General features: G+C 67.0%; 17 protein-coding genes. 6 read left to right on the forward strand and 11 right to left on the reverse strand.

What is annotated here, in order from left to right:
- The first annotated feature begins 17 nt into the window (after nucleotides 1-17).
- The 3 genes from acnD (at nucleotide 18) to AACL56_RS29490 (ending at nucleotide 4,563) form a co-directional block, all read left to right on the forward strand.
- Entirely contained in the window at nucleotides 18-2,642 is a 2,625-nt protein-coding gene (gene acnD, locus AACL56_RS29480) for a Fe/S-dependent 2-methylisocitrate dehydratase AcnD (RefSeq protein ID WP_339093550.1), read from the forward strand.
- A gap of 27 nt (nucleotides 2,643-2,669) precedes the next feature.
- The gene (prpF, locus tag AACL56_RS29485; RefSeq protein ID WP_339093551.1) at nucleotides 2,670-3,860 is read left to right on the forward strand and encodes a 2-methylaconitate cis-trans isomerase PrpF; all 1,191 of its coding nucleotides are present in this window, start codon (nucleotides 2,670-2,672) and stop codon (nucleotides 3,858-3,860) included.
- Between the two features lie 106 nt (nucleotides 3,861-3,966).
- On the forward strand, nucleotides 3,967-4,563 hold the full coding sequence (locus AACL56_RS29490) for an L-threonylcarbamoyladenylate synthase (RefSeq protein ID WP_339093552.1): 597 nt from the start codon (nucleotides 3,967-3,969) through the stop codon (nucleotides 4,561-4,563).
- Here AACL56_RS29490 and AACL56_RS29495 read toward each other — a convergent pair.
- The 4 genes from AACL56_RS29495 to AACL56_RS29510 all read right to left on the reverse strand — a co-directional run bounded on the left by AACL56_RS29495 (nucleotide 4,560) and on the right by AACL56_RS29510 (nucleotide 10,136).
- The gene (locus AACL56_RS29495; protein WP_339093553.1) at nucleotides 4,560-6,488 is read right to left on the reverse strand and encodes a phage integrase family protein; all 1,929 of its coding nucleotides are present in this window, start codon (nucleotides 6,486-6,488) and stop codon (nucleotides 4,560-4,562) included. The genes AACL56_RS29490 and AACL56_RS29495 overlap by 4 nt on opposite strands.
- Before the next feature lie 28 nt (nucleotides 6,489-6,516).
- Complete coding sequence (locus tag AACL56_RS29500) at nucleotides 6,517-6,750, reverse strand: hypothetical protein (protein ID WP_339093554.1); 234 nt, start codon at nucleotides 6,748-6,750, stop codon at nucleotides 6,517-6,519.
- Nucleotides 6,751-7,406: 656 nt separating this feature from the next.
- Complete coding sequence (locus tag AACL56_RS29505; RefSeq protein ID WP_339093555.1) at nucleotides 7,407-8,537, reverse strand: ParB/RepB/Spo0J family partition protein; 1,131 nt, start codon at nucleotides 8,535-8,537, stop codon at nucleotides 7,407-7,409.
- Nucleotides 8,538-8,981: 444 nt separating this feature from the next.
- Complete coding sequence (locus AACL56_RS29510; RefSeq protein WP_256220156.1) at nucleotides 8,982-10,136, reverse strand: AAA family ATPase; 1,155 nt, start codon at nucleotides 10,134-10,136, stop codon at nucleotides 8,982-8,984.
- Nucleotides 10,137-10,749: 613 nt separating this feature from the next.
- Here AACL56_RS29510 and AACL56_RS29515 point away from each other — a divergent pair.
- Nucleotides 10,750-12,135, forward strand: coding sequence for a replication initiation protein (locus tag AACL56_RS29515; RefSeq protein WP_339093556.1), 1,386 nt, complete (start codon nucleotides 10,750-10,752; stop codon nucleotides 12,133-12,135).
- A 766-nt stretch (nucleotides 12,136-12,901) separates the two neighbouring features.
- Here the strand turns inward: AACL56_RS29515 and AACL56_RS29520 are convergent.
- Both AACL56_RS29520 and AACL56_RS29525 read right to left on the reverse strand, forming a co-directional pair.
- Nucleotides 12,902-13,816 (reverse strand): amino acid ABC transporter substrate-binding protein, encoded by a 915-nt coding sequence (locus AACL56_RS29520; RefSeq protein ID WP_339093557.1) that lies wholly within the window; start codon nucleotides 13,814-13,816, stop codon nucleotides 12,902-12,904.
- Between the two features lie 21 nt (nucleotides 13,817-13,837).
- Nucleotides 13,838-14,626: an aldolase gene (locus AACL56_RS29525; RefSeq protein ID WP_339093558.1), complete on the reverse strand. Its 789-nt coding sequence runs from the start codon at nucleotides 14,624-14,626 to the stop codon at nucleotides 13,838-13,840.
- Nucleotides 14,627-14,780: 154 nt separating this feature from the next.
- On the opposite strand from AACL56_RS29525, the gene AACL56_RS29530 reads away from it, so the two are divergent.
- Nucleotides 14,781-15,785, forward strand: a complete 1,005-nt coding sequence (locus AACL56_RS29530; protein WP_339093559.1) for a LysR family transcriptional regulator — start codon at nucleotides 14,781-14,783, stop codon at nucleotides 15,783-15,785.
- A 462-nt stretch (nucleotides 15,786-16,247) separates the two neighbouring features.
- The gene (locus AACL56_RS29535) at nucleotides 16,248-16,643 is read left to right on the forward strand and encodes a nuclear transport factor 2 family protein (protein WP_339093560.1); all 396 of its coding nucleotides are present in this window, start codon (nucleotides 16,248-16,250) and stop codon (nucleotides 16,641-16,643) included.
- Nucleotides 16,644-16,662: 19 nt separating this feature from the next.
- On the opposite strand, the gene AACL56_RS29540 is transcribed toward AACL56_RS29535, so the two are convergent.
- The 5 genes from AACL56_RS29540 to AACL56_RS29560 are packed head-to-tail and all read right to left on the reverse strand — an operon-like array spanning nucleotide 16,663 to nucleotide 21,401.
- Entirely contained in the window at nucleotides 16,663-17,346 is a 684-nt protein-coding gene (locus tag AACL56_RS29540) for a GntR family transcriptional regulator (protein WP_339093561.1), read from the reverse strand.
- 29 nt (nucleotides 17,347-17,375) lie between these two features.
- Nucleotides 17,376-18,359: a Bug family tripartite tricarboxylate transporter substrate binding protein gene (locus tag AACL56_RS29545; RefSeq protein ID WP_339093562.1), complete on the reverse strand. Its 984-nt coding sequence runs from the start codon at nucleotides 18,357-18,359 to the stop codon at nucleotides 17,376-17,378.
- Between the two features lie 39 nt (nucleotides 18,360-18,398).
- Nucleotides 18,399-19,385, reverse strand: coding sequence for a quinone oxidoreductase family protein (locus AACL56_RS29550; protein ID WP_339093563.1), 987 nt, complete (start codon nucleotides 19,383-19,385; stop codon nucleotides 18,399-18,401).
- Between the two features lie 16 nt (nucleotides 19,386-19,401).
- On the reverse strand, nucleotides 19,402-20,211 hold the full coding sequence (locus AACL56_RS29555; protein ID WP_339093564.1) for an enoyl-CoA hydratase: 810 nt from the start codon (nucleotides 20,209-20,211) through the stop codon (nucleotides 19,402-19,404).
- The gene (locus AACL56_RS29560) at nucleotides 20,211-21,401 is read right to left on the reverse strand and encodes a CaiB/BaiF CoA transferase family protein (protein ID WP_339093565.1); all 1,191 of its coding nucleotides are present in this window, start codon (nucleotides 21,399-21,401) and stop codon (nucleotides 20,211-20,213) included. Before AACL56_RS29560 ends, AACL56_RS29555 begins: the two co-directional genes overlap by 1 nt.
- Between the last annotated feature and the right edge of the window lie 106 nt (nucleotides 21,402-21,507).

Here is a 21,507-nt window from a genome sequence, read left to right on the forward strand (position 1 = left end):
CTTCCTGATCCGTCACGATGAACGCTTCCCACAGAAAACGACTCCCCGGCACCACGCTGGACTACATCGACGCCCGCACCGCGGTCGACACGCTGCGCGCCGGCGCATGGGACACCCTGCCCTACACCGCGCGCGTGCACGCCGAAAACCTGGTGCGCCGCTGCGAGCCCGCCATCCTCGACGAATGCCTGCTGCAGCTCATCGAGCGACGGCGCGACCGCGACTTTCCGTGGTTTCCCGCGCGCGTGGTGTGCCACGACATCCTGGGGCAGACCGCGCTGGTCGACCTGGCCGGGCTGCGCGATGCGATCGCCGCCGAAGGCGGCGATCCGGCGCAGGTCAATCCGGTGGTGCCGGTGCAGCTCATCGTCGACCATTCGCTGGCCGTGGAGTGCGGCGGGTTCGATCCGCAGGCCTTCGAGAAGAACCGCCGGATCGAGGACCGCCGCAACGAAGACCGCTTCCACTTCATCGAATGGACGAAGCGCGCCTTCGCCAACATGGAGGTGATCCCGGCGGGGAACGGGATCATGCACCAGATCAACCTGGAGAAGATGTCGCCGGTGGTCTTCGTGCAGGACGGCGTCGCCTTTCCCGACACCTGCGTGGGCACCGACAGCCACACGCCCCACGTCGATGCGCTGGGCGTGATCGCGGTCGGCGTGGGCGGGCTCGAGGCCGAGAACGTGATGCTGGGCCGGGCCTCGTGGATGCGCCTGCCCGACATCGTGGGCGTGGAACTCGCCGGCCGGCGCCAGCCGGGCATCACCGCCACCGACATCGTGCTGGCACTCACCGAGTTCCTGCGCAAGGAAAAAGTGGTCGGCGCATACCTCGAGTTCTTCGGCGAAGGCACGCGAGGCCTGACGATCGGCGACCGCGCGACCATCTCCAACATGTGCCCGGAATACGGCGCCACCGCGGCGCTGTTCTACATCGACGAACAGACGCTGGCCTACCTGAGGCTCACGGGCCGCGAGGATACGCAGGTCGCGCTGGTCGAGGCCTACGCGAAGACCGCCGGCCTGTGGGGCGATGCGCTGAAGACCGCGAGCTACGAGCGCGTGCTGCGCTTCGACCTGTCCGGCGTCGTGCGCAACATGGCCGGCCCCTCGAACCCGCACCGCCGGCTGCCAACGTCGGAACTGGCGCAACGCAGCATCGCCGTGGGCCTGCCCGAGGCGCGGGCGCAGGAAGCGGCCGGACTGATGCCCGATGGCGCGGTGATCATCGCGGCCATCACCTCGTGCACCAACACCTCGAACCCGCGCAACGTGATCGCGGCCGCACTGCTGGCACGCAACGCCAACCGCCTGGGCCTCGCGCGCAAGCCATGGGTCAAGTCGTCGCTGGCGCCGGGCTCGAAGGCGGTGGAACTCTACCTGCGCGACGCCGGCCTGCTGCCCGAGCTCGAAAAGCTGGGCTTCGGCATCGTGGCCTTCGCCTGCACCACCTGCAACGGCATGTCGGGCGCACTCGATCCGAAGATCCAGCAGGAGATCATCGAGCGCGACCTGTACGCCGCGGCCGTGCTGTCGGGCAACCGCAACTTCGACGGGCGCATCCATCCCTATGCGAAGCAGGCCTTCCTCGCTTCGCCGCCGCTGGTGGTGGCCTACGCCATCGCAGGCACCATGCGCTTCGACATCGAGCGCGATGTGCTGGGCATCGCCGACGGCAAGGAGGTCCGGCTGCAGGACATCTGGCCGGGCGACGAGGAGATCGACGCGATCGTCGCGGCTTCGGTGCGGCCGGAGATGTTCCGCAAGGTGTACGACCCCATGTTCGCGATCCAGGCGGACACCGGCGAGAAGGTGAGCCCGCAGTACGACTGGCGCCCGCGATCCACCTACATCCGCCGCCCGCCCTACTGGGACAGCGAAGGCGTGGGCGCGCTCGCGGCCAGCCCGCGCACGCTGCGCGGCATGCGGCCGCTGGCGCTGCTGCCGGACAACATCACGACGGACCACCTGTCGCCGTCGAACGCGATTCTGATGGACAGCGCCGCCGGCGAGTACCTGCACCGGATGGGCCTGCCGGAGGAAGACTTCAACTCCTACGCCACCCACCGCGGCGACCACCTGACGGCCATGCGCGCCACCTTCGCCAACCCGCAGCTCGTCAACGAGATGGCGGTGGTCGACGGCGTGCAGAAGAAGGGATCGCTGGCGCGCGTCGAGCCCGAGGGCAAGGTGGTGCGCATGTGGGAGGCGATCGAGACCTACCTGCAGCGCAGGCAGCCGCTGATCATCGTGGCCGGCGCCGACTACGGCCAGGGCTCTTCGCGCGACTGGGCCGCCAAGGGCGTGCGCCTGGCCGGCGTGGAGACCGTGCTGGCCGAGGGCTTCGAACGCATCCACCGCACCAACCTGCTCGGCATGGGCGTGCTGCCGCTGGAGTTCAAGCCGGGCACCACGCGGCTCACGCTGGGGCTGGACGGCACCGAGACCTACGACGTGGCCGGCAGGCCGGCGCCGGGTGCGGAGCTGTCGCTGGTCGTGCACCGCAGGAACGGCGAGACCGTGCAGGTACCGGTGACCTGCCGGCTCGACACGGCGGAGGAGGTGTCGATCTACGAGGCCGGCGGCGTGCTGCAGCGTTTTGCGCAAGACTTCCTGGCCGCGAACGCGTCGGCCCTCTGAAGACAACCCACACCCCATCCCATCGCCATGGCATCCGTTCCACAGATCAAGATTCCCGCCACCTACATGCGCGGCGGCACCAGCAAGGGCGTGTTCTTTCGCCTGCAGGACCTGCCCGTGTCCGCACAGGTGCCGGGCAAGGCACGCGATGCGCTGCTGCTGCGCGTCATCGGCAGCCCCGACCCCTATGGCAAGCAGATCGACGGCATGGGCGCGGCCACGTCGAGCACCAGCAAGGCGGTGATCCTGTCGAAGAGCGACCGGCCCGGCCACGACGTCGACTACCTGTTCGGGCAGGTGTCGATCGACCAGCCTTTCGTGGACTGGAGCGGCAACTGCGGCAACCTGTCGGCGGCCGTCGGCCCGTTCGCGATTTCCAACGGGCTGGTCGATGCGGCCTGCGTGCCGCGCAACGGCGTGGCGGTGGTGCGCATCTGGCAGGCGAACATCGGCAAGACCATCGTCGCACACGTGCCCATGACCGATGGCGCGGTGCAGGAGACCGGTGACTTCGAGCTCGACGGCGTCACCTTCCCGGCCGCCGAGGTGCAGCTCGAATTCATGGACCCGGCCGCGGAGGAGGAAGGCGCGGGCGGGGCGATGTTTCCTACCGGCAACCTGGTCGATACGCTCGACGTGCCCGGCGTCGATGCGCTGCAGGCGACGATGATCAACGCGGGCATTCCCACCATCTTCGTGAACGCGGAAGCCATCGGCTGCACGGGCACCGAACTGCAGGACGCGATCAACGGCGACGCCGCGGCGCTCGCAAGGTTCGAGGCCATCCGCGCGCACGGCGCGGTGCGCATGGGCCTCATCGCGCATGTCGGCGAAGCGGCGGGCCGCCAACACACGCCGAAGGTGGCCTTCGTCGCGAAGCCCGCCGGCTACACCGCCTCGAGCGGCAAAGCGGTGAAGGCGACGGACGTCGACCTGCTGGTGCGCGCGCTGTCGATGGGCAAGCTGCACCACGCGATGATGGGCACTGCCGCAGTGGCCATCGGAACCGCGGCAGCCATCCCCGGCACGCTGGTGAGCCTCGCGGCCGGCGGCGGAGCGCGCGAGGCGGTGCGCTTCGGCCACCCGTCGGGCACCTTGCGCGTGGGCGCCCAGGCCACGCGCGAAGGCGACCAATGGCGCGTGACCAAGGCAGTGATGAGCCGCAGCGCCCGCGTGCTGATGGAAGGCTGGGTGCGCGTGCCCGGCGACGCGTTCTGACCCGGCCGTTCGCTAGGCACCTGCGACGGAACCATCGGCGACCGCGTGACGCGCACCGTCCATGCGGCCGGCGCGGACATGCAGCATCGCTAGACTGGCGGCCCTCATGCCGCAGCCGACCACCCCCATGCAGACCTTTCGCGACGTGTCCGCGGACGCCGGTGAGATCGCGCAGCGGCTGCGCGCGGGCGCGGTGGCGGCTTACCCGACCGAAGCAGTGATGGGACTGGGATGCGATCCCGCGAACGAAGCGGCGGTGACGCGCATCTGCGCGCTCAAGCAGCGATCGCTGGCGCAAGGGGTGCTGCTGATCGCCGCCGACTTCGCGCAGGTTGCGCCGTATGTCGACCTGGCCCGCGTGCCCTCGTCGGCACTCGACAAGGCGATGGCGAGCTGGCCCGGCCCCTTCACCTGGATATTTCCGGGCAGCGAACGGGTGCCTGCATGGATCTCGGGCCGGCATGAAGGCATCGCACTGCGCGTGACGGCGCACGCGGATGCGGCGGCGCTGTGCCGCGCCTTCGGCGGCGCGCTGGTATCGACCAGCGCCAACCCGCACGGACAGCCACCTGCGCGCACGGCCGGCGAAGTGCTTTCCTACTTTCCTCAAGGCATCGACGTGCTGGTCGACGCGCCGCTGGGCGGGCTCGGAAAGCCGAGCGAGATCCGCGACGTGCTGACGGGCGAACTGGTGCGCGGCTAGGACGGCAGGTCCGCCGAGGGCGCCCAGAAGCGCTGCATCTCCATCAGGCCGGTGGGGGCCTGAGCATCCAGATAGCCGGCGGTCGTGCCGACCGACACGTGGCCCAGGTTGTTCTGCACGACCTGGATCGGCACCGGTGCGCGCCCTGCCCCGCCCTGCAGCGCATGCACGCCGTGCGCGTGGCGCAGCCAGTGGATGCTGGCGCGCTGCAGGTTCTGCGCGTCGGTGCCCTCGAGCGTGCGCGCGGCCTGGGCCAGGAACAGCTTGATGGCGCTGTAAAAGCCGGAGGTCGACCACGGCCTGGGCGGCTCGGGTTTCAGGTCGAAGCGCGCCAGCACGTGGATGGCGCGGTTGCCGTCGGCACCGACTGCTTGCTCGAAGCCGTGGTGCGCCAGTTCTTCCTCGAGGTCCGCCACCAGTTCGTGCGGCACCGGCACCTCGCGCCGGCGCCCTGCCCGGCCGTGGACCGACAGCAACCAGCCGGCGGCATCGCGTCCATCGGGCGTGCGAAAAACCACCCGCCGGAGATCGCCGCAGGTCGCACCGGTGATCTCTGCCAGCCGCAGCCCGGTCGCATAGACCCAGCGCATGCCGCGGCGCAGCCGCCGGCCGGACTCGGTGGCTGAGTGCTTTGCCAGCAGGGTGTCGAGGTGCTGCCACTGCGCGAAGCTCAGCGTGCGATGCAGCCCGAGCGCGCGCGGTGCCGCTGCGGGCTCGTTCATTGCCGCGAACGGATTGCCCACCACATAGTTCTGGCGCACGAGAAAGGCAAAGAGGCTGCGCAGGATCGCCATCGCCTGGCGGACGGCGGTCGGTGCGAGCGGCCCTTCGAGCGGCCTCCACAGCGGCGACCAGCGCTGGTTGTGCCGCGGGCCGCACCAAGCCGCGGGCGGCCCGGCAAGGAACTGGCGGTACGCGGCAGCGTCCGCGACCGACAGCGACGACAGCGCCGTCTTGCGCTCGAGCACGGTCCACAGAAGCAGGCGTTCGGCCTCCTTGCGGTAGGAGCGCTGCGTGGGCGAGAGTTCGGCGGACGAGTCGTGCGGGCGCTTGGCCTCGAGCCACGCGCCGATGGCCTCGAGGTCGGTCGCTGCAGGCAGCAGGCATGTGTCCTGCGGGGCGCGGAAGCGTCCGCTGCGTCCATCAAGATCGGGCGGCACCACGAACTTCTCGAGCGGCAACAGCGCGGTGGCGGCGGGCACCACGGCAGCCAGGTCCACCGGACTCACCTGCCGGCGACGGCGGGTCGCGTGCATGCCGACGCGCAGGCCGAGCGGTGCTTCGTTGGCGCGCAGCCAGTCGAGGATGCGCGCTGCCTTGCGTTCGCCGATGCCGGGCACACGGACCCACCAGCGCGCCCCGTTCAAGTTGATGGCACCGACCAGCGCGACCAGCGTCGGCAGTTCGGCGCGCTCCAGCCGCGCGGCCAGCGCCGGGTTGAGCCACGCCGAGACGCCGTCGCCGGGGCGCGGGTCTTGCGCTGCGAGGCCTTCGAGCCAGCGCAGCGCGTCGAGCTGGCGCTCGACCACGCGGGTGCGCCGCGACGCCCGGGCGGTGCCGCCGGCCTGGCTCCCGGCCGCGGGAAAGGCCGCTTCATAAGCCTCGATCTGCTCGGCTTCGGAGAAATCCTCGAGGCCCTGGGCCTGCGCGAAATCGCCCAGGCTCGGCAGCGGGGTCGCCTTGGAGAACTGGTCGGGATCGAGCAGGATCAGCCGCGCCGTGCCCGGCCGCTGCTCGCGTCGGGCGGCCGCAGCGAACTCGTCGCGGATCCACGCGATGGTGCGGCGCACCACCCGCAGGTCGGTGTGCTCGCCTTCGAGCCGAAGGTAGCGGTCCCAGCTGGTGCGTTCGTCGATGCCCTGCGCCAATGCCCGCATGAACGCGAAGTGACCGCGATGAAGCTTGCGGGACTGGAGCGATGTCATTGGCTTCGGGCTCTGCGGCTGGGAGAGGCTATTGCCAGAACTTCCACCAGGGACGCTCAGCGGCGGGCTCGGCCGGGGGCACCGTTTCCTCAAGGGCCGCGGCTTGGCGGGAGCGGCGGCGTACTTCGACCTCGAGTGCATGCGCGGTGCCGTAGGCCTCCTTCTCGCCGCGCTGCGCGTAAGCCCGCCACTCCTGCGCAAGTTTCACGAGGGTCTCGTCATCGATGTGGGCAAAGGGGGATGACGTGCCGTCTGAACTCATGGGTGCCTGGGTCTGGGATTGGATGGAGAGCGCTCATTCTATTTCGATGATTAGCGGAATAATCATTCATGCAATTCTTGGTTGCATTTCTAGAGTCTACAACGCGAGCTCAACTTAACTCGTTGATTTGATTGGCATTATCTGGACGATGAAGCTAAGCGAGGTGTGCAGATGTTTCGTTGCACACGGACATTTGGGGGCCATACCGGGGCACTCGGCTCCACCAGCCGTCAGATGGGGTGAACTTTTGTGGTGCTTTCGAGGTTGAGTTTGCAAGTGCTTGTCAGCGGCCAACAAGTCCCTGAAGCCTGCGCTCACTTTCGTCGAGCGGATGCGGAATGTGATGACATCGCAGGAGACGGCAACCGGCGCCCTCACCGGCTTCGGATACCTTATTGCGATGCCCCGGCGGGCAACATCACTGGCGCTTCGACGTGGCCCCATGACACGTCATGTTGCAGTTGACTGTGAAGGTGGTCGACCGCCTTTGAGCAGCCGGATCATTTGCCTTCGGTTCCCGGAGAAGGCTGCCATCCAAGGTTGGCTGGCTTGCGATCACCAATGTGGAGCAAAGACGTATCGAGGATGCCCTTGGGGGGAACATCAAATCCCAATGGTTCTCACATTTGGGTCTGATGTCCCCGCAGAAGGCGGTGTCAGCTCACGCTACGCGCCCGGCGCAAAGCGTCGGTGATCGCCGATTCCAACGAGTCCAACGGAGCGCTGATTGCCGCTCCCGGTGTCAAGGTGATGGTGACCTCGCCGGCCTTCGAGCGCACCAACGTCCCGAACTTCTGGCCATCGAACTGGACCTCGACCCTCTCGCTGCGCTCGAAGCCTGGAGCAGAGTCCAGCAGGCGCGACAACACCAGTGCCGGCGACAAGGTCTGGCCCCGCAGCTTTTCCACCCGCTTCAGGAGAGCCCGACGATCGAGCGCCATGGCGGCATTGATCTGCTCGGCGTGGCGGAAGCTGATTTCCAAAGGAGAGCGGAAGCACTCGACCACGGCCGACGGCAGTTGCGCCACCATCAGTGCCTTGCGCACCCAGGTGTGGCTGACGCCCAGTCCTTCGGCAAGCTGGCGCTGCGTGGGGAACAGTTGCTCTTCCAGCGCTCGCTGGTACATCACGCCTTGCTCGTACGGCGACAGATCGGCGCGTTCGCGGTTTTCCCGGTCCATGGCCGCGAACAATGCGGCGTCGCCGAGGTCGTCCGTCCAGATCGATGCCAGTACGGGAATGCCCAGCTCCAGCGTGGCGCGATGCCGGCGATGCCCGAAGACGAGTTCGAACTGCCCCGGCTCATCCTTGAGAGGACGCACCAGGATCGGTTGCACATTGCCGCCCGCATGTTCGATGTCTGCCTTGAGGCCTGCAAACTCGCTGGTCTTGAATGCCGTTTCGTGACGGTTCGCCCAGCGGCTTGGCCGGATCGTGGCGGGATCCATCTTGCGGGTGGGCAGCGAACCTTCGTACTGGCGCAGCTTTTCCCGCAGTGCAGCCATCTCGCCCTCGACCTGCTGGATCTGGCCGCGGAATGCGAGCATCTGGCCTGGCCCTGTGCGCGGAACGTGGCTGCCGCCGACGGCTGGTGGAAACCGGGTTTCCAATCCAGTGCCGGCGCCAGTGTTGGTGCTGGCGACGCCTGCACCGGCCTGTGCTGCCGCGTGCGGTGCCGGTTCTTCCGGAGGCGCTGCTTTCGGCAGATCGACGACAGGTTGGGCGGCGGCCTGCGGAAGCGACAGGTTGGCAGTGAGCGCTTCGAGGCGCTTGCGGGTACTAGACATGGTGCGGACTCCTTGGGCGTGGAAACCAGGTTTCCATAGACGGGGGTCGCGATGCCCCGATCGACGACGACGGCTGCTGCGTCGGTCGCGGTTCGGACGGCACATGGCGACGCCCGATCGTAGGAATGCATTCTGCAGCCGAGCCGTTCCAGTGAATTGACTCGTGACAGGCACGCGCCTGTTCAGCATGAAATCTGACGCGCGGCGCGCGCAGTGGAAACCTGGTTTCCACGATGCCGCGCCCAGACCAGAGTGCCTTGCGCACGCTCATATATATATACACGCCAGGCAACGTACCAGCGCGGCCAGATGCTCCCGCGATCTCCGACCCGCCTGCTGGCGGTGACTGCTCGCCACGTGGAAACCAGGTTTCCACACCGGCAGACGCAGCCCCGCCTTCTATCCGCGTCGACGGAATTCGATTCAGGCTGAAAGCCGTTCCCATCAACGCGCCCTTCCCTGCGCAGCCCAGGCGCCAACCACCGACTGCTCGACGAGTTCGACGAACGCGTCGTACGCATCCACTGCGCGCTTGTACGTCTTGGCCGCACCCTCGTAGCGCTGCACGTCATAGACAGTAGCGAACTCCGCTGCCTTGTTGCTGGTGACGCTGGTCTTCGGGATCTCGACTGGCAGCGTGTATTCGCCATAAGTGGCCTGGATCCACTGGCGTACCGCCGGCATCGCGGGATCGGCCGCGTCGACGCGGCTGAGCAGCACGTGCAGGAACTCGAAGGCCTTGCCCTCCCGGTCCTTGCTCTGGCCGTCGAGGTTTCCCCCAAGGTCAGCCAGCAGCGACCAGAACTGCGCCGACGAGGCAAAGTCCAGGCCCGACGGCGGAACCGGCACCACGATGCCGTTGGCGGCCCAGAGTGCGTTGATGGTCACGTAAGAAAGAGACGGGGGCGTGTCGATGACGATCACGTCGTAGAGGTCTCGCACGCTTTCCAGGCCCTCGTTGAGCACGTCCCAGAACTTGGCGCCGGGCTCCTGCATCTGGCGGGCGGGCAGGGCGAATTCCGCGGAGAACAGGAAGGGCGCCGCGGCCACCAGGTCGAGGCCGTCCCAGTAGGTCGACCGGATCGCGTAGCGGATGTCGCTTTGCGTTCCATCGCACAACGGGCCGATGGTCATGTCTTCCGTGACCTCGGCTTCGGGCAGCAGGCCGTGCAGCGTGGTCAGGGAACCCTGCGGGTCGGTATCGATGGCCAGCACGCGATGGCCGCGCAGGCTCAGCCCCTGTGCCAGCACCATCGCGGTCGTGGTCTTGGCGACGCCGCCCTTGAAGTTGCCCACCGCGATCGTGATGGCCTTCCGGCCGGACGGGCGCATCTTGTCGGCGCGGTAGGTGCGCGTCCAGCGGCGCAACTCGTCGAGCTCGAAAGTGCGCTTGCCGCCGGACGGTGTCAGTCGGCCGGCCGGCAGGTCTTCCTTGGTGATGCGGTACGCGACGTGCGCCTTGTCCACGCCGCACAGTGCGGCAAGCTGGGCCGTGGAGTAGACGGGCGGAATCTTGCGAGCCTCGGGGGCGAGCAACATGCCCCGGATCTGCTCGACCATGGAGCCGGCACGCGTGGCGAGACCAGCGATGCGCTCCATGTTGATGACTTGCCTCGGTGGCGTCTGGGAGTCGGTGGAAACCTGGTTTCCACTGATGGGAGGCACGGGAACGGACATTGGGTGGACCCTATTCGACAGAATTCGGCAATTCTACGAGAATCCATCGAATGAACAAGTTCTGCCGAGTCTTCAGTGCACGCCCACCTTTCTAATGTGAGAACGGTTAGGGAACCCCGGCCGCAACGCCACCAGTGCGGGTGGATTTTGCAGCGGCCGGGGCCTGCAGGCGCGTCTTCTACGGAGATCGAGGCGAGTTCGCCCCGCTTGAAGGCCCGGACGGGCCCGAAAAGAGCCTCCGGCAGCTGGATGACCCCATATCCACTCACATCAGACCCCATAGACATACACAGCAACGGTCCAAGAACCCCAACGGATCTCACATGAAATCCCATCCGATCTCACATTGAATCCCATAAGTACTCACACAACCACTGCCAAGTCCTTGTCACAGAACGAGAAATTCGATTGCCAAACTCTTCAATGTTCCAAGTGTCTTTTTCAAATAAAACAAGTCGGTTCGATTTTTCTGTGAATTGACCGATTCACAATACGGAGGCATGATGTGAACCCGAGCAATTGCGATACATCAGACATGGCCGAGGAAGATGCTCCGCCCAGCGCCCCGCGCCAATCCCCCAGTGCAGACGAACAGAGCGTTGCCAAAGCCAACGAAGCCATTGCCATCCGGCCCAAGAGAGGCCGGCTCACGCTGCTGTCGCGTCGCATCTACAACGCGCTGCTGTACCACTCGCAAAGACAGGGCGTCGACGAGCCCGTCTACAAGCTCGCGCTGAGCGAACTCATCGGCGACGCCCGTTTCAATTCGAACAACACCGAACTGCTCAAGGCCCACCTGCGCGACATGCAGGCCACGACCATCGAATGGTCCACAAGCGGACCCGCGCTGAAGCGCTGGGTGTCTTCCCAGCTGCTGGGCACCGTCACCATCGAAGAGCAGGGGCGAGGCCGAGCCTGCATGGTGACGTGGCGCTATCCGGAGGAGATCAAGGAGCGGCTGGTCCGCCCGCACCAGTACACGCGCGTGCTGCTGGAAATCAGCGGCCAGATGCGCAGCTACTCAGCCGCCGTGCTCTACGAGATCGGCGCGCGCTATCTGACCTCGCCGGGCCGCCTGTCGATGCGGGAGGACGTTGTCTGGTGGGCTGCGGTGCTCACCGGTCGCAGCGACATCAAGGAGGTCGACTACCGCTTCCTCAAGCGCGACGTGATCTCCAAGGCCCTGGCCGAAATCGATGCGCTGTGCGAAGACTTCAGCATCGAACTCATCGAGCACAAGCGCGGGCGCAAGATCGAGGAGATCCAGTTCCGTGTCGTGCCCAAGATGCAGCAGCGCCTCGGCGAGATTTCCGGCGCGGAACGCAACATCTTCGACCTGGCGCTCGTCGGCCGGCTCATCGCGCTCGGCATCAAGCAGGAAGAAGCGCAGGACCTCTACGCCACCACCGACGAGGCCCAGTTGCGTGCCACGCTCGACCATGTCGACCAGCGGCTGCGCAGCCCGACCATGCCGGAGCTCAAGTCGCCCGCCGCCTACTTCAAGGACGCACTGAAGAAGGGTTATGCCGCGGTCAAGTCGCTGGCGCCAGCCGAAGCGCGACCCGCCGTGTCGCCCAGCACCCCGGCCGCCAACCAGCCGGTGATGCAGCAGCAGCTGTCGCCTTCGGATCGGATGCTGCGCATCCGCGAGCTCTGGGAAAACGACCGCATGGCGCAGGCGAGGGCGATGTTCGCCGAGATGCAGATCCCGGCGCAGGGCGAACTGCGCAGCCAGTTCGAGACGCAGCGGCTCGAGCAACTGGCGGCTCCCATTGCACGTGCCTGGCGCCGTGATGGCCCGGCGAGCCGCGTGGCGGCCAGCACGTTCTACAAATGGGTTGCCCAGACCACGTGGCCTGAGGAACCGTCCGATCGCGTGTTGCTCGATTTCGCGTTGCAGCGCGGCGTGGCCGGGATCTGACCGGTTGGCGAGCAGAGTGCGCTGACATGTCCAAGCTGTTCGCGGAGTCCAGCACGTGTCGAACGGTCGTTGTATTTCCCTCACCGGCCGTTAGTGGATTTCGATGAAGATCACTGTGTCGGCGTCGCAGGAACATCCTTGCAGTTCGTGAGCACGGCTGTCCAACTCGTCATCGGCTCATCCGTGTACTGAGCTTCCCGGCGCTTCGCATCCTGCTCCCTACGGCCGCTCGCGCTGAGGCGCACGAGCCAGCCGATGAGGAAGTTGTCGACCTGCGCAATGCGCAGCCCGCCAGCAGCAGTGCCAGCATGCATGCCGCCACCGCGCCCATGCGGCAGCGTTCCCACAGGTGATGGTGACCTTGACGTGGCCCACGGGGGCCGCGAGCTCGTTGAGGGCCTCGGCTCCCTAGGGTGCGTGTCGCTCCACGAAATGCGGCCGGGCCGGAAAATCAGGGTGTTGGCCGTCCGTCATCAGCGGGAAGACTGGACGGCGGCCGGAAAAAGCCGGCTTGCACACGTCCCGCAACAATTCGGCGTGCTCGTTCCGCTCGGCGGTCGCGTCGCAAAGAAACGTCTCCACCGCACTGCCGAAGCCGCACCGGCCATTGCGTGTCAGACGGCACTGCCTTCAAGGGGCTGATGCCAGCCCGCAGCCGCGCCTCGCAGGCACAGACGAAAAACCGCAGAAAAATTCGGACCGACCGCAGGCACCATGCCGGCCGGCGTGTCATCCTTGCGAACGCCGGGCATGCCCGGCTCCTTTCTCAATAATCCGACGGATTCGGCGAATCCGTCGGCTTCGCGATCACCTTGACCAGCGCATCGCTCATCGGGAAGCGCAGGTTGACGCCGCGCGGCGGAATCGGCGACTGGAACCACTTGTCGTAGAGCGCCCTGATCTCGCCGCTGGCGAACAGCCGCGCGATGGTCTTGTCGGCCACGGCCTTGAATTCGGGCTCGCCGCGCGGAAGCATGACCGCATAGGGGTCACGGCTCAGGGTGTCGGTGCTCAAGGTGAAATCGGCCGGATTGAGCGAGAACGAGATCTGCCCGACCAGGTTGATGTCGTCCTCGAAGAACGCATCGGCCCGGCCCGAGGTGAAGGTCAGCATGCTGTCCGAGAAATCCTTCGCCTGGATCAGGTTGAGGTTCAGGCCCTCCCTGCGGTCGATGCCCCGCAGGCGCATGACGGTGTTCGACCCGGTCGTCGCCACGACGGTCTTGCCCTTGAGGTCCTGCAGCGTGGCGAGCCTGTCGGCCTTGCGCGACACGAACTTGGTGCCCACCACGAAGTAAGTGGTGCTGAAGCTCACCAGTGCCTGCCGTTCCGGGTTGTTGACGGTGGTGCCGCACTCGAGGTCGATGGTGCCGTTCTGGATCAGCGGGATGCGGTTCTGCGAGGTCACGGCCTGGCGCTTCACCACGAGGTCCGGGCTGCCGATCGCGGCCTTCACGTCCTCGACGATCTTCTGGCAGATGTCCTGCGCATAGCCGATGGGCTGTCCGTTGCCGCCAAGGTAGGAGAAAGGGATCGAGGACTCGCGGTATGCCACGGTGATGGTGTTGCGCTCCTTGATGGTCTTGAGCCGGCCGGTCAGTTCGGCGGCGTTCGCGCCCAGGCTGGCGAATGCGAGGGCGGCAGTGGCAGCGATGACGAGATGCGGAAGACTGGATTTCATGATGGGTTCGAGAGTTGGCATTCAGAGCAGGTAATCGGGGTCTGTCTTGAGCAGGCGTCGCTTGATGCTCGCCAGGTGCTGGATCGCGCTTTCGTTGCCGCCGCTGCGCATCTGCGCGTAGGTGGCCGCGGCCAGGACCGAGGGCACGGGGCGGAGCTTGCGACCCGTGGACTCGGCAAGCACCTGCACCTGGCAGGCGCGCTCCAGGTAGTACAGATCGTTCCAGGCCTCGGCGATGGTCGTGCCGACGACCATCACGCCGTGGTTGCGCATGAAGACGACATCGGCATCGCCGATGGCCGCCGCGATGCGGTCGCCTTCCATCGCATCGAGTGCGAGACCGTTGAAATCGTCCACCGCAGTGCGCCCGTAGAACTTCAGCGCGGTCTGCCCCGCCCATTGCAGCGGCTGTCCTTCGAGCATCGCGAGGCTGGTCGCGTACGGCATGTGGGTATGAAACGCGACGCGAGCGCGCGGCAGGTTCCTGTGCACCCGCGCGTGGATGAAATATGCGGTGATCTCGGGTGGCCGGTCGCCCTTGAGCACATGGCCATCGAAGTCGCAGATGATGAGGTCGGAGGCACGTATCTCGTTGAAGGCCAATCCGAAGGGATTGACGATGAAGCAGTCGTCCAGACCCGGCACCACCGCCGAGAAGTGATTGCAGATGCCTTCCTCCATGCCAAGATTCGCTGCCATGCGAAAGCAGGCGGCGAGATCGACGCAGGCCTGCCGCACTTCGGGCGTCTCGAAAAGGGCGGGATCGATCTCATGCCGTGCGGTGTCGTCCACCGCCAGTGAATGCGCCATAGGTCTCCGATGTGGGTTGTTGCCATCGACCTCCGGCGTGCCCGATGATCGGCGCGCCCGGATGTCTGCCATGCATCGAAGTCTCCGATTCGGGGGCGGGGAGCGTCAAATCAGAATTTGAGGCAACGCGATAAGGTCTTCTAATGGGGCCCTCATGAAACTCAAGCACATCGAGGTCTTCAACGCGATCATGCTGTCGGGCAGCGTGAGCGCCGCGGCGCGCATCCTCAACGTCACGCAGCCCGCGGTGACGCAGACGCTCAAACACGCCGAACAGCAGCTCGGCTATGCGCTGTTCGTACGCGACAAGGGCGGCATGAAGCCGACGCTCGAGGCGCGGCAGCTCCACCTGCGGGCGCAGAAGATCTTCGAGCAGGTCGACGAACTGCGGCGCCTCGCGCAGTCCTTGCGGCCCGACCACCTGACGCCGTTGCGCATCGCGATCGTGCCCTCGCTGTCCACCACCTGTCTGTCGCGCGCGCTGGCCTTGTTCAAGACCCGCCATCCGCACAGCGCGGTCTCGATCAAGATCCTTCATTCCGACGAAATCGCGCGCGCGGTGGCGCTGCGCGAATGCGACCTGGGCATCGCCTATGGCGAGATCGATGCGCCCCCGGTCGTCGCCGAGGTGGTGGCCACGGGCCACCTGGTGTGGGTCGAGCGCCGCGAGGCCGACACGAAGAAGCGCGCCGGCACCGCAGACATGCCGACCGCCGAGATCGCGGCGCGCGACTTCATCGGCATTGACAAGGACGACCTCGTGGGCAGGGTCCTGCTCGGACTGCTGTCGGAGAGCGCGGTGTTCGCCGGCACGCGGCTCTCGGCGCAGACATACCAGTCCGCGCTGCTGTTCACGCTCGACGGTTTCGGGCCCTGCGTGATCGATTCATTCACCGCCGGCTTCGCGCGCGATGAGTCGCTGTCGATCCGAAGCGTCTCGCCGCGCATACCGGTGACGGTGTCGGCGCTGTCGGTCGCCGAGGGCCGCAGGCGCGCCGATTTCGACGACCTGTTGCAGGCGTTCCGGACTTCGCTGGTGCAGATCGACGACGTGCAGGATCGCGAGACTTTGGGTCCCGCACAGCCGGTGCACCGCGTTCGCGATCGTCTGCCGAGGCCCGCAGAACCAGCTGCGCTGCCACGCGGCTCGTCAGGCTAGGGGAAGGAAGCGCAGCAGCTCGCGCCGGATCAGCACCGGATGCAACCGCATGAAGCCTCCCGCTTTGGCCGGAACCAGCGGCCAAGTCGACACCAACGCCGCTGAGCGGGGCCACCACCTGATCGATAAATGGACCCGCGCATCGAAGCTCGCCTCGCGGAAGTTGGAAGGCGCGCCATCCGAATCTTCGCGCGTCGAGTGGCGCGTTGCGCGAGCCTCTGATGGCATCCGTTCGCAGCACCCTGAGCTTCGTGCCTCGACGCGAAGGATCAAGGGCATCCCGCACAACTCGCAATATCCTCCTTGCCCGCCGGAAACAGCGCGAAGGAAGCCCCACCCTCAAAGCAAGTCCTCGCGGCGGACTGAGGAGCGGGCGAAGACAACTGCGCGACACCGCACATGGCCCGGGCGACGGGGCTTCGATAGACTGCGGGCGGATTCACTCAACGCCAGAGGACACCCATGCCGATCGACACTCTCGCCACATGGCACCAGCTGGTCGAGCGCCAGGACGCTTCCGGGCTCGACGCCCTGCTCGACGACGACGCGGTCTTCCACTCGCCGGTGGTGCACAAGCCGCAGGTCGGCAAGGCCATCACGCAGAAGTACCTGGCCGCCGCGTTCCAGGTGTTCTTCAACGAGAGCTTCCGCTACGTGCGCGAGATCAAGGGCGAGCGCGACGCGGTGCTCGAGTTCACGCTCGAGCTCGACGGCATCGCCATCAACGGCGTGGACATGATCAAGTGGAACGACGCCGGCCGGATCACCGAGTTCAAGGTCATGCTGCGGCCGCTGAAGGCCGTGAACCTGATCCACCAGAAGATGGGTGCGATGCTCCAGGCGCAGGCGCCGGCCTGACGGGCTCGAGCGGCTGAGCTCAGCCGCCGCCGACCGGCGACGATGAATCGAAATTGGCCAGCAGCCGCACCTGGCCTGCCTGCACGTGGCGCTCCGCGGCCGAGCGCGCACGGGTCCGGCTGCCTGCCACGATGGCGTCGTAGATCGCGCGGTGCTCCAGATTGGAGCGGCGCATGTTGCCCGGCACGTTGAAGTACTTGCGCCGCACGAGGTGCAGCTCCTTCACGTAGTCGTCGTAGGCCTGGTGGGCGCGCTGGTTGTTCGACAGTTCGAGGATCAGCGCATGGAACTGCAGGTTGAGCTCGTAGTAGAGCGTGCCGTCCTCCTGCTCGCAGGCCGCGTCCATGCCGTCGAGCAGCGCCTGCATCTGCCTGCGGCGCTCCTCGGTGAGGTGCTCGCAGGCGCGGTCGGCCGCAAAGCCGAAGACCAGCGCGCGCAGTTCGTAGATCTCGAGCATCTCGCGCAGCGACAGCTGCCGCACGAACACGCCGCGGTTGGGCACCGCCGTGACGAGGCCCAGGCCCGCGAGCACCTTGATGGCCTCGCGGATCGGTCCGCGGCTGGTGCCCATGCGCAGCGCGAGCGCTGCCTCGTTGAGGCGCTCGCCCGGCTTGAACTCGCCCTTGTAGATCAGCTCCTTGAGCTCGGCGACGATCCCCGCGGCAAGGCCTGCACCGCGGGGGCTTGAGGAAATGGTCGGCATGAACAATCGTAGTTCAAACCGTTGCGCGTTCACTCCACCTTCACGTTCGCGCTCTTCACCAGCTTGACCCAGAACCTGCCGTCCTCGGCGAGGAAGCTGCCGAACTGCTCCGGAGACTCGGAGACCGACACCTCGGTGCCATCGCGCGCCAGAGAAGCCTTGACAGACGGCTGCTGCATGGCGGCGATGGTGGCGTCGTAGACCTTGCGCACGATGGCCGGCGGTGTGCCGGCCGGCACGAACATGCCGTACCAGAACTCGAGGTTGTAGTCGGGCAGGCCGGCTTCCCGCATGCCCGGCAGCCCGGGCACCAGCGGCGAACGCTCGCGCGTGCTCACCGCGAGCGCGCGCAGCCGTCCGCCGCTGACCATCGGCAGCACCGACGGCGAGGTGCCGAAGGTCAGCTGGGTGTCGCCGGCCAGCACCGACTGGATGGCCAGGCTGCCGCCGCGAAACGGGATGTGCGTCATCTCCGTGCCCGTCACCTGGCTGAACAGCGCCGCGCCCAGGTGCGGCGCGGAGCCGTTGCCCGAGGTGGAGTAGTTGAGCTTGCCGGGGTCCTTCTTCGCGGCGGCGACGAGGTCGGCCACCGAGTGGATGCCCGTGGACGCATTCACCGCGAGCACCAGCGGCGAGGTCGTGATCCTGGTCACGGGAAGGAGGTCGCGCGGCGTGTAGCTGAGCTTCGGGTTCAACGCCGGGTTGACCGAGATGCTGCTCGGGCTGGCGATCAGCAGCGTGTAGCCGTCGGGCGCCGCATGCGCCACGATGTCTGCCGCGATGCTCGAGCCGTTGCCCGGCTTGTTGTCGACCACCACCGGCTGGCCGAGCGCCTTGCCGAAAGCGTCGCTCATCGCGCGGGCCACGTAGTCGGCAGCGCCGCCCGGCGCGAATCCGATCACCAGGCGCACCGGCTTGCTGGGGTAGGGCGCGGGCTGCGCGATGGCCGCGCAGCCCGCAACGCCGAACGCTGCGGCGGCAACGGACCGGACGAGGCTTCTTCTGGAAATCATGGTCTTGTCTCCTTGTTGTCGTTCGCCGCGGCGGCCGGCTCAGTCCGAACCCGGCATGCGCAATACGATCTTTCCGACATGGCCGCCGGCTTCCATGCGCGCCTTGGCCTGTGCGAGGTCTCCGAAGCCGAAGACCTCGTCGACCTGCGGACGGATGCGCCCCGTGGCGAAGTGCGGCACCACGTCGGCGACGAACCCGGGCACCGCCGCCGCGCGCTGCGCCTTGCTGCGCAGCTTGTTCGAAACGCCGAACAGCGTGAGCCGCTTCGCATGCAGCGCCGCGAGGTCGAGGTCGGCATGCACCACGCCGTCGACATAGCCGACGGTGGCCAGCCGGCCTTCGAAGGCCATGCAGCGGATGTTCTCCGCGAACACCGTGCCGCCGACCGTGTTGACGACGAGATTGGCGCCGAGCCCGTCGGTGGCGTTGATCACCGCGCTCGCGAAGTCGGGCTCGCGGCTGGCCAGTGCCACGTCGAGGCCCAGCGGTGCCAGCCGCGCGAGCTTGCCTGCCGAGCCCGAAGTGCCGATGACCTTCGCGCCGAGGCTCTTCGCTAGCTGCAGCGAGGCCACGCCCACGCCGGACGACACGCCGTTGACCAGCAGCCATTCGCCGGCGCGCAGGCGGCCCTGCAGCACCAGCATGTCGTAGGCCACGAGGAAGGTCAGCGGAATGCTCGCCGCTTCTTCCCACGAGAGCTTCGGCGGCGCCGCCATGGCCTCGGCTTCTTCCATCAGCGCCTGCTCGGCGAACGCCCCTGCGCAGCGGCCCATGACGCAGTCGCCCACCTTGAAGCGCGTGACATCGGCGCCCACCGCCACGACTTCGCCCGCGCCTTCGCCGCCGATCGCCTTCCAGCTGCCGGGTTCGCCGTGCAGGCCGTGCGCGGCCAGGAATTCGCCGCGATTCAGCGATGCCGCGCGCATGCGCACCAGCAGCTGCGTTGCGCCGGGCTGCGGCACGTCGGACGTGCGCAGTTCCAGCACGCTCGACGACCCGCTCATCTGCATCCAGTAGGCCTGCATGGTGTGTCGCTCCTTCTCAGCGGCCGGTGAAGACCGGCTTGCGTTTCTGCATGAAGGCGGTGCGGCCCTCGGTGTAGTCGGCGCTCTCGAAGCAGCCGCGGATCAGCGAGGTGCACAGCGCCATGTCGAGCTCGGGCGAGGGCTTGAGGATCTCGCGCGTGATGGCCTTCGCCGCGGCGATCGTCAGCGGTGCGTTGTCGGCCATGGCGCCGGTGTACTCGGCCAGCAGCGCATCGAGACCGTCGGCCGTGGCCACGCGCGAAATCAGCCCGAGCGCCCTGGCCTCGGCCGCGTCGATGCGGCGTGCGGTGAAGAACAGGTCCTTGGCCACGCCGGGCCCGACCAGGTCGACCAGGTTCTTCATGGCCGAGTAGCGGTAGCCCAGGCCCAGCCGCGCCGCGGGAATCGCGAACACCGCATCGTCCGATGCGATGCGGATGTCGCAGGCGATCGCCACGTTCACGCCGCCGCCGATGCAGTAGCCGCGGATGCAGGCGAGCGTGGGCTTGGGAAAGTCGGCAATGCCGGTCAGCGCCTCTTCGGCCATCGCCTCGTAGCGCGTGACGGCCTCGCGCGCAGCGCGCATGTCCTCGAACTGCGAGATGTCCGCGCCGGACACGAAAGCCTTCTCGCCGGCGCCCGAGAACACCACCAGCCGCACCCGGTCGTCGCCTCGGGCCTTCGCGAGCAGCGGCGGCACCGCCTCCCACATGTCGACCGACAGCGCGTTGTGCCGCGCCGGGTTGTTGAAGCGGACGTGCAGCGTGCTGGCGTCGAGCCAGGCCTGCACGCGTTCGGTGCCGGTTGCGTAGTCGGTGTTGCGCATCAGAAGACTCCGTTCGATTTCATGCGGTCCAGCTCGTCGGCGCCCAGGCCGAGTTCGCGCAGCACCTCTTCGGTGTGCTCGCCGCGGCGCGGGGCGGCGCGCGCGATGGTGCTGGGCGTGCGTTCGAGCTGCACCGGCTGGCCGACCAGCCGCTGCTCGCCGAGGCGCGCCGAGACCACGCGCTTGACCATGCCGAGGTGCGCCAGCTGAGGTTCCTCGAAGACTTCGCGCATGTCGCTGATCAGGCCGCAGGCCACGCCGCCTTCGTTGAACTGCCGGATCCAGTGGCTGCGGTCGTGCGCCGCGAGCCGCGCATCGATCTCCGCGTTGAGCGCGTCGCGGTTCACCGAGCGCGAGGGTTTGTCGTGGTAGCGCGGATCGTCGATCCACTCGGGGGCGCCGAGGATGTTGCAGAAGCGCTCCCAGATCTTGGAGCCGAACACCGCGATGTTGAGGTAGCCGTCGCGCGCCTTGTAGACGCCCGTCGGAATGCTCGTCGGATGGAAGTTGCCCGCCTGGGTGCCGACTTCGCCGTCGATCAGGAAGCGCGAGGTCTGGAAGTCCATCATGCTGACCATCGCCTCGAGCAGCGAGGTGTGCAGCCACTGGCCGCGGCCCGAGGCCTCGCGCTCGAGCAGGGCCACCAGGATGCCCTGCGCCGCGAAGATGCCCGCGCACAGGTCGGCGATCGGGATGCCCACGCGCACCGGCCCGTCGCCGGGCAGGCCGGTGACCGACATCAGGCCTCCCATGCCCTGCGCGATCTGGTCGAAGCCGGGGCGTGAAGCCAGTGGGCCGGTCTGGCCGAAGCCCGAGATGCTGGCGTAGACCAGGCCGGGGTTGTCGGCGCTCAGGCTTTCGTAGTCGATGCCGAGCCGGTACTTCACATCGGGCCTGAAGTTCTCGACGACCACGTCGGCGCCTGCGATCAGCCGCCTGAGCGTGGCGATGCCCTCGTCCTGCTTCAGGTTGAGCGTGATCGAGCGCTTGTTGCGGTGCGTGTACTGGTAGTCGGAGCCGTCCTGGCCGCCGAGCGTGTCGTCGCCGCGCATGTGCTCGGGCATCTGCACCTGCACCACGTCGGCGCCCCAGTCGGCGAGCTGGCGGCAGGCCGTAGGGCCTGCACGCACCTGGGTGAGGTCGATCACGCGAAAGCGGGAAAGTGCGGCGGAAGCGGGCAGGTGAGGCATGGGAACGAGGGGCGATAGGGTCGTGGATTCTTCGTCTTCACCGCTCAAAGTGTCAACACTTCATGTATTCGGGTAAACACTTTGAAGATAAATCCAAGCAATCCGT

Origin of the sequence: Variovorax paradoxus (genome assembly GCF_902712855.1) — a bacterium.
In the GTDB taxonomy this organism is placed as follows: domain Bacteria; phylum Pseudomonadota; class Gammaproteobacteria; order Burkholderiales; family Burkholderiaceae_C; genus Variovorax; species Variovorax paradoxus_Q.

Bases quoted from the DNA above. Each gene is read 5' to 3' on its own strand.
- acnD (WP_339093550.1), top strand. From the start codon at position 18: ATGAACGCTTCCCACAGAAAACGACTCCCCGGCACCACGCTGGACTAC.
- prpF (WP_339093551.1), top strand. From the start codon at position 2,670: ATGGCATCCGTTCCACAGATCAAGATTCCCGCCACCTACATGCGCGGC.
- AACL56_RS29490 (WP_339093552.1), top strand. From the start codon at position 3,967: ATGCCGCAGCCGACCACCCCCATGCAGACCTTTCGCGACGTGTCCGCG.
- AACL56_RS29495 (WP_339093553.1), bottom strand. From the start codon at position 6,488: ATGACATCGCTCCAGTCCCGCAAGCTTCATCGCGGTCACTTCGCGTTC.
- AACL56_RS29500 (WP_339093554.1), bottom strand. From the start codon at position 6,750: ATGAGTTCAGACGGCACGTCATCCCCCTTTGCCCACATCGATGACGAG.
- AACL56_RS29505 (WP_339093555.1), bottom strand. From the start codon at position 8,537: ATGTCTAGTACCCGCAAGCGCCTCGAAGCGCTCACTGCCAACCTGTCG.
- AACL56_RS29510 (WP_256220156.1), bottom strand. From the start codon at position 10,136: ATGGAGCGCATCGCTGGTCTCGCCACGCGTGCCGGCTCCATGGTCGAG.
- AACL56_RS29515 (WP_339093556.1), top strand. From the start codon at position 10,750: ATGGCCGAGGAAGATGCTCCGCCCAGCGCCCCGCGCCAATCCCCCAGT.
- AACL56_RS29520 (WP_339093557.1), bottom strand. From the start codon at position 13,816: ATGAAATCCAGTCTTCCGCATCTCGTCATCGCTGCCACTGCCGCCCTC.
- AACL56_RS29525 (WP_339093558.1), bottom strand. From the start codon at position 14,626: ATGGCGCATTCACTGGCGGTGGACGACACCGCACGGCATGAGATCGAT.
- AACL56_RS29530 (WP_339093559.1), top strand. From the start codon at position 14,781: ATGAAACTCAAGCACATCGAGGTCTTCAACGCGATCATGCTGTCGGGC.
- AACL56_RS29535 (WP_339093560.1), top strand. From the start codon at position 16,248: ATGCCGATCGACACTCTCGCCACATGGCACCAGCTGGTCGAGCGCCAG.
- AACL56_RS29540 (WP_339093561.1), bottom strand. From the start codon at position 17,346: ATGCCGACCATTTCCTCAAGCCCCCGCGGTGCAGGCCTTGCCGCGGGG.
- AACL56_RS29545 (WP_339093562.1), bottom strand. From the start codon at position 18,359: ATGATTTCCAGAAGAAGCCTCGTCCGGTCCGTTGCCGCCGCAGCGTTC.
- AACL56_RS29550 (WP_339093563.1), bottom strand. From the start codon at position 19,385: ATGCAGGCCTACTGGATGCAGATGAGCGGGTCGTCGAGCGTGCTGGAA.
- AACL56_RS29555 (WP_339093564.1), bottom strand. From the start codon at position 20,211: ATGCGCAACACCGACTACGCAACCGGCACCGAACGCGTGCAGGCCTGG.
- AACL56_RS29560 (WP_339093565.1), bottom strand. From the start codon at position 21,401: ATGCCTCACCTGCCCGCTTCCGCCGCACTTTCCCGCTTTCGCGTGATC.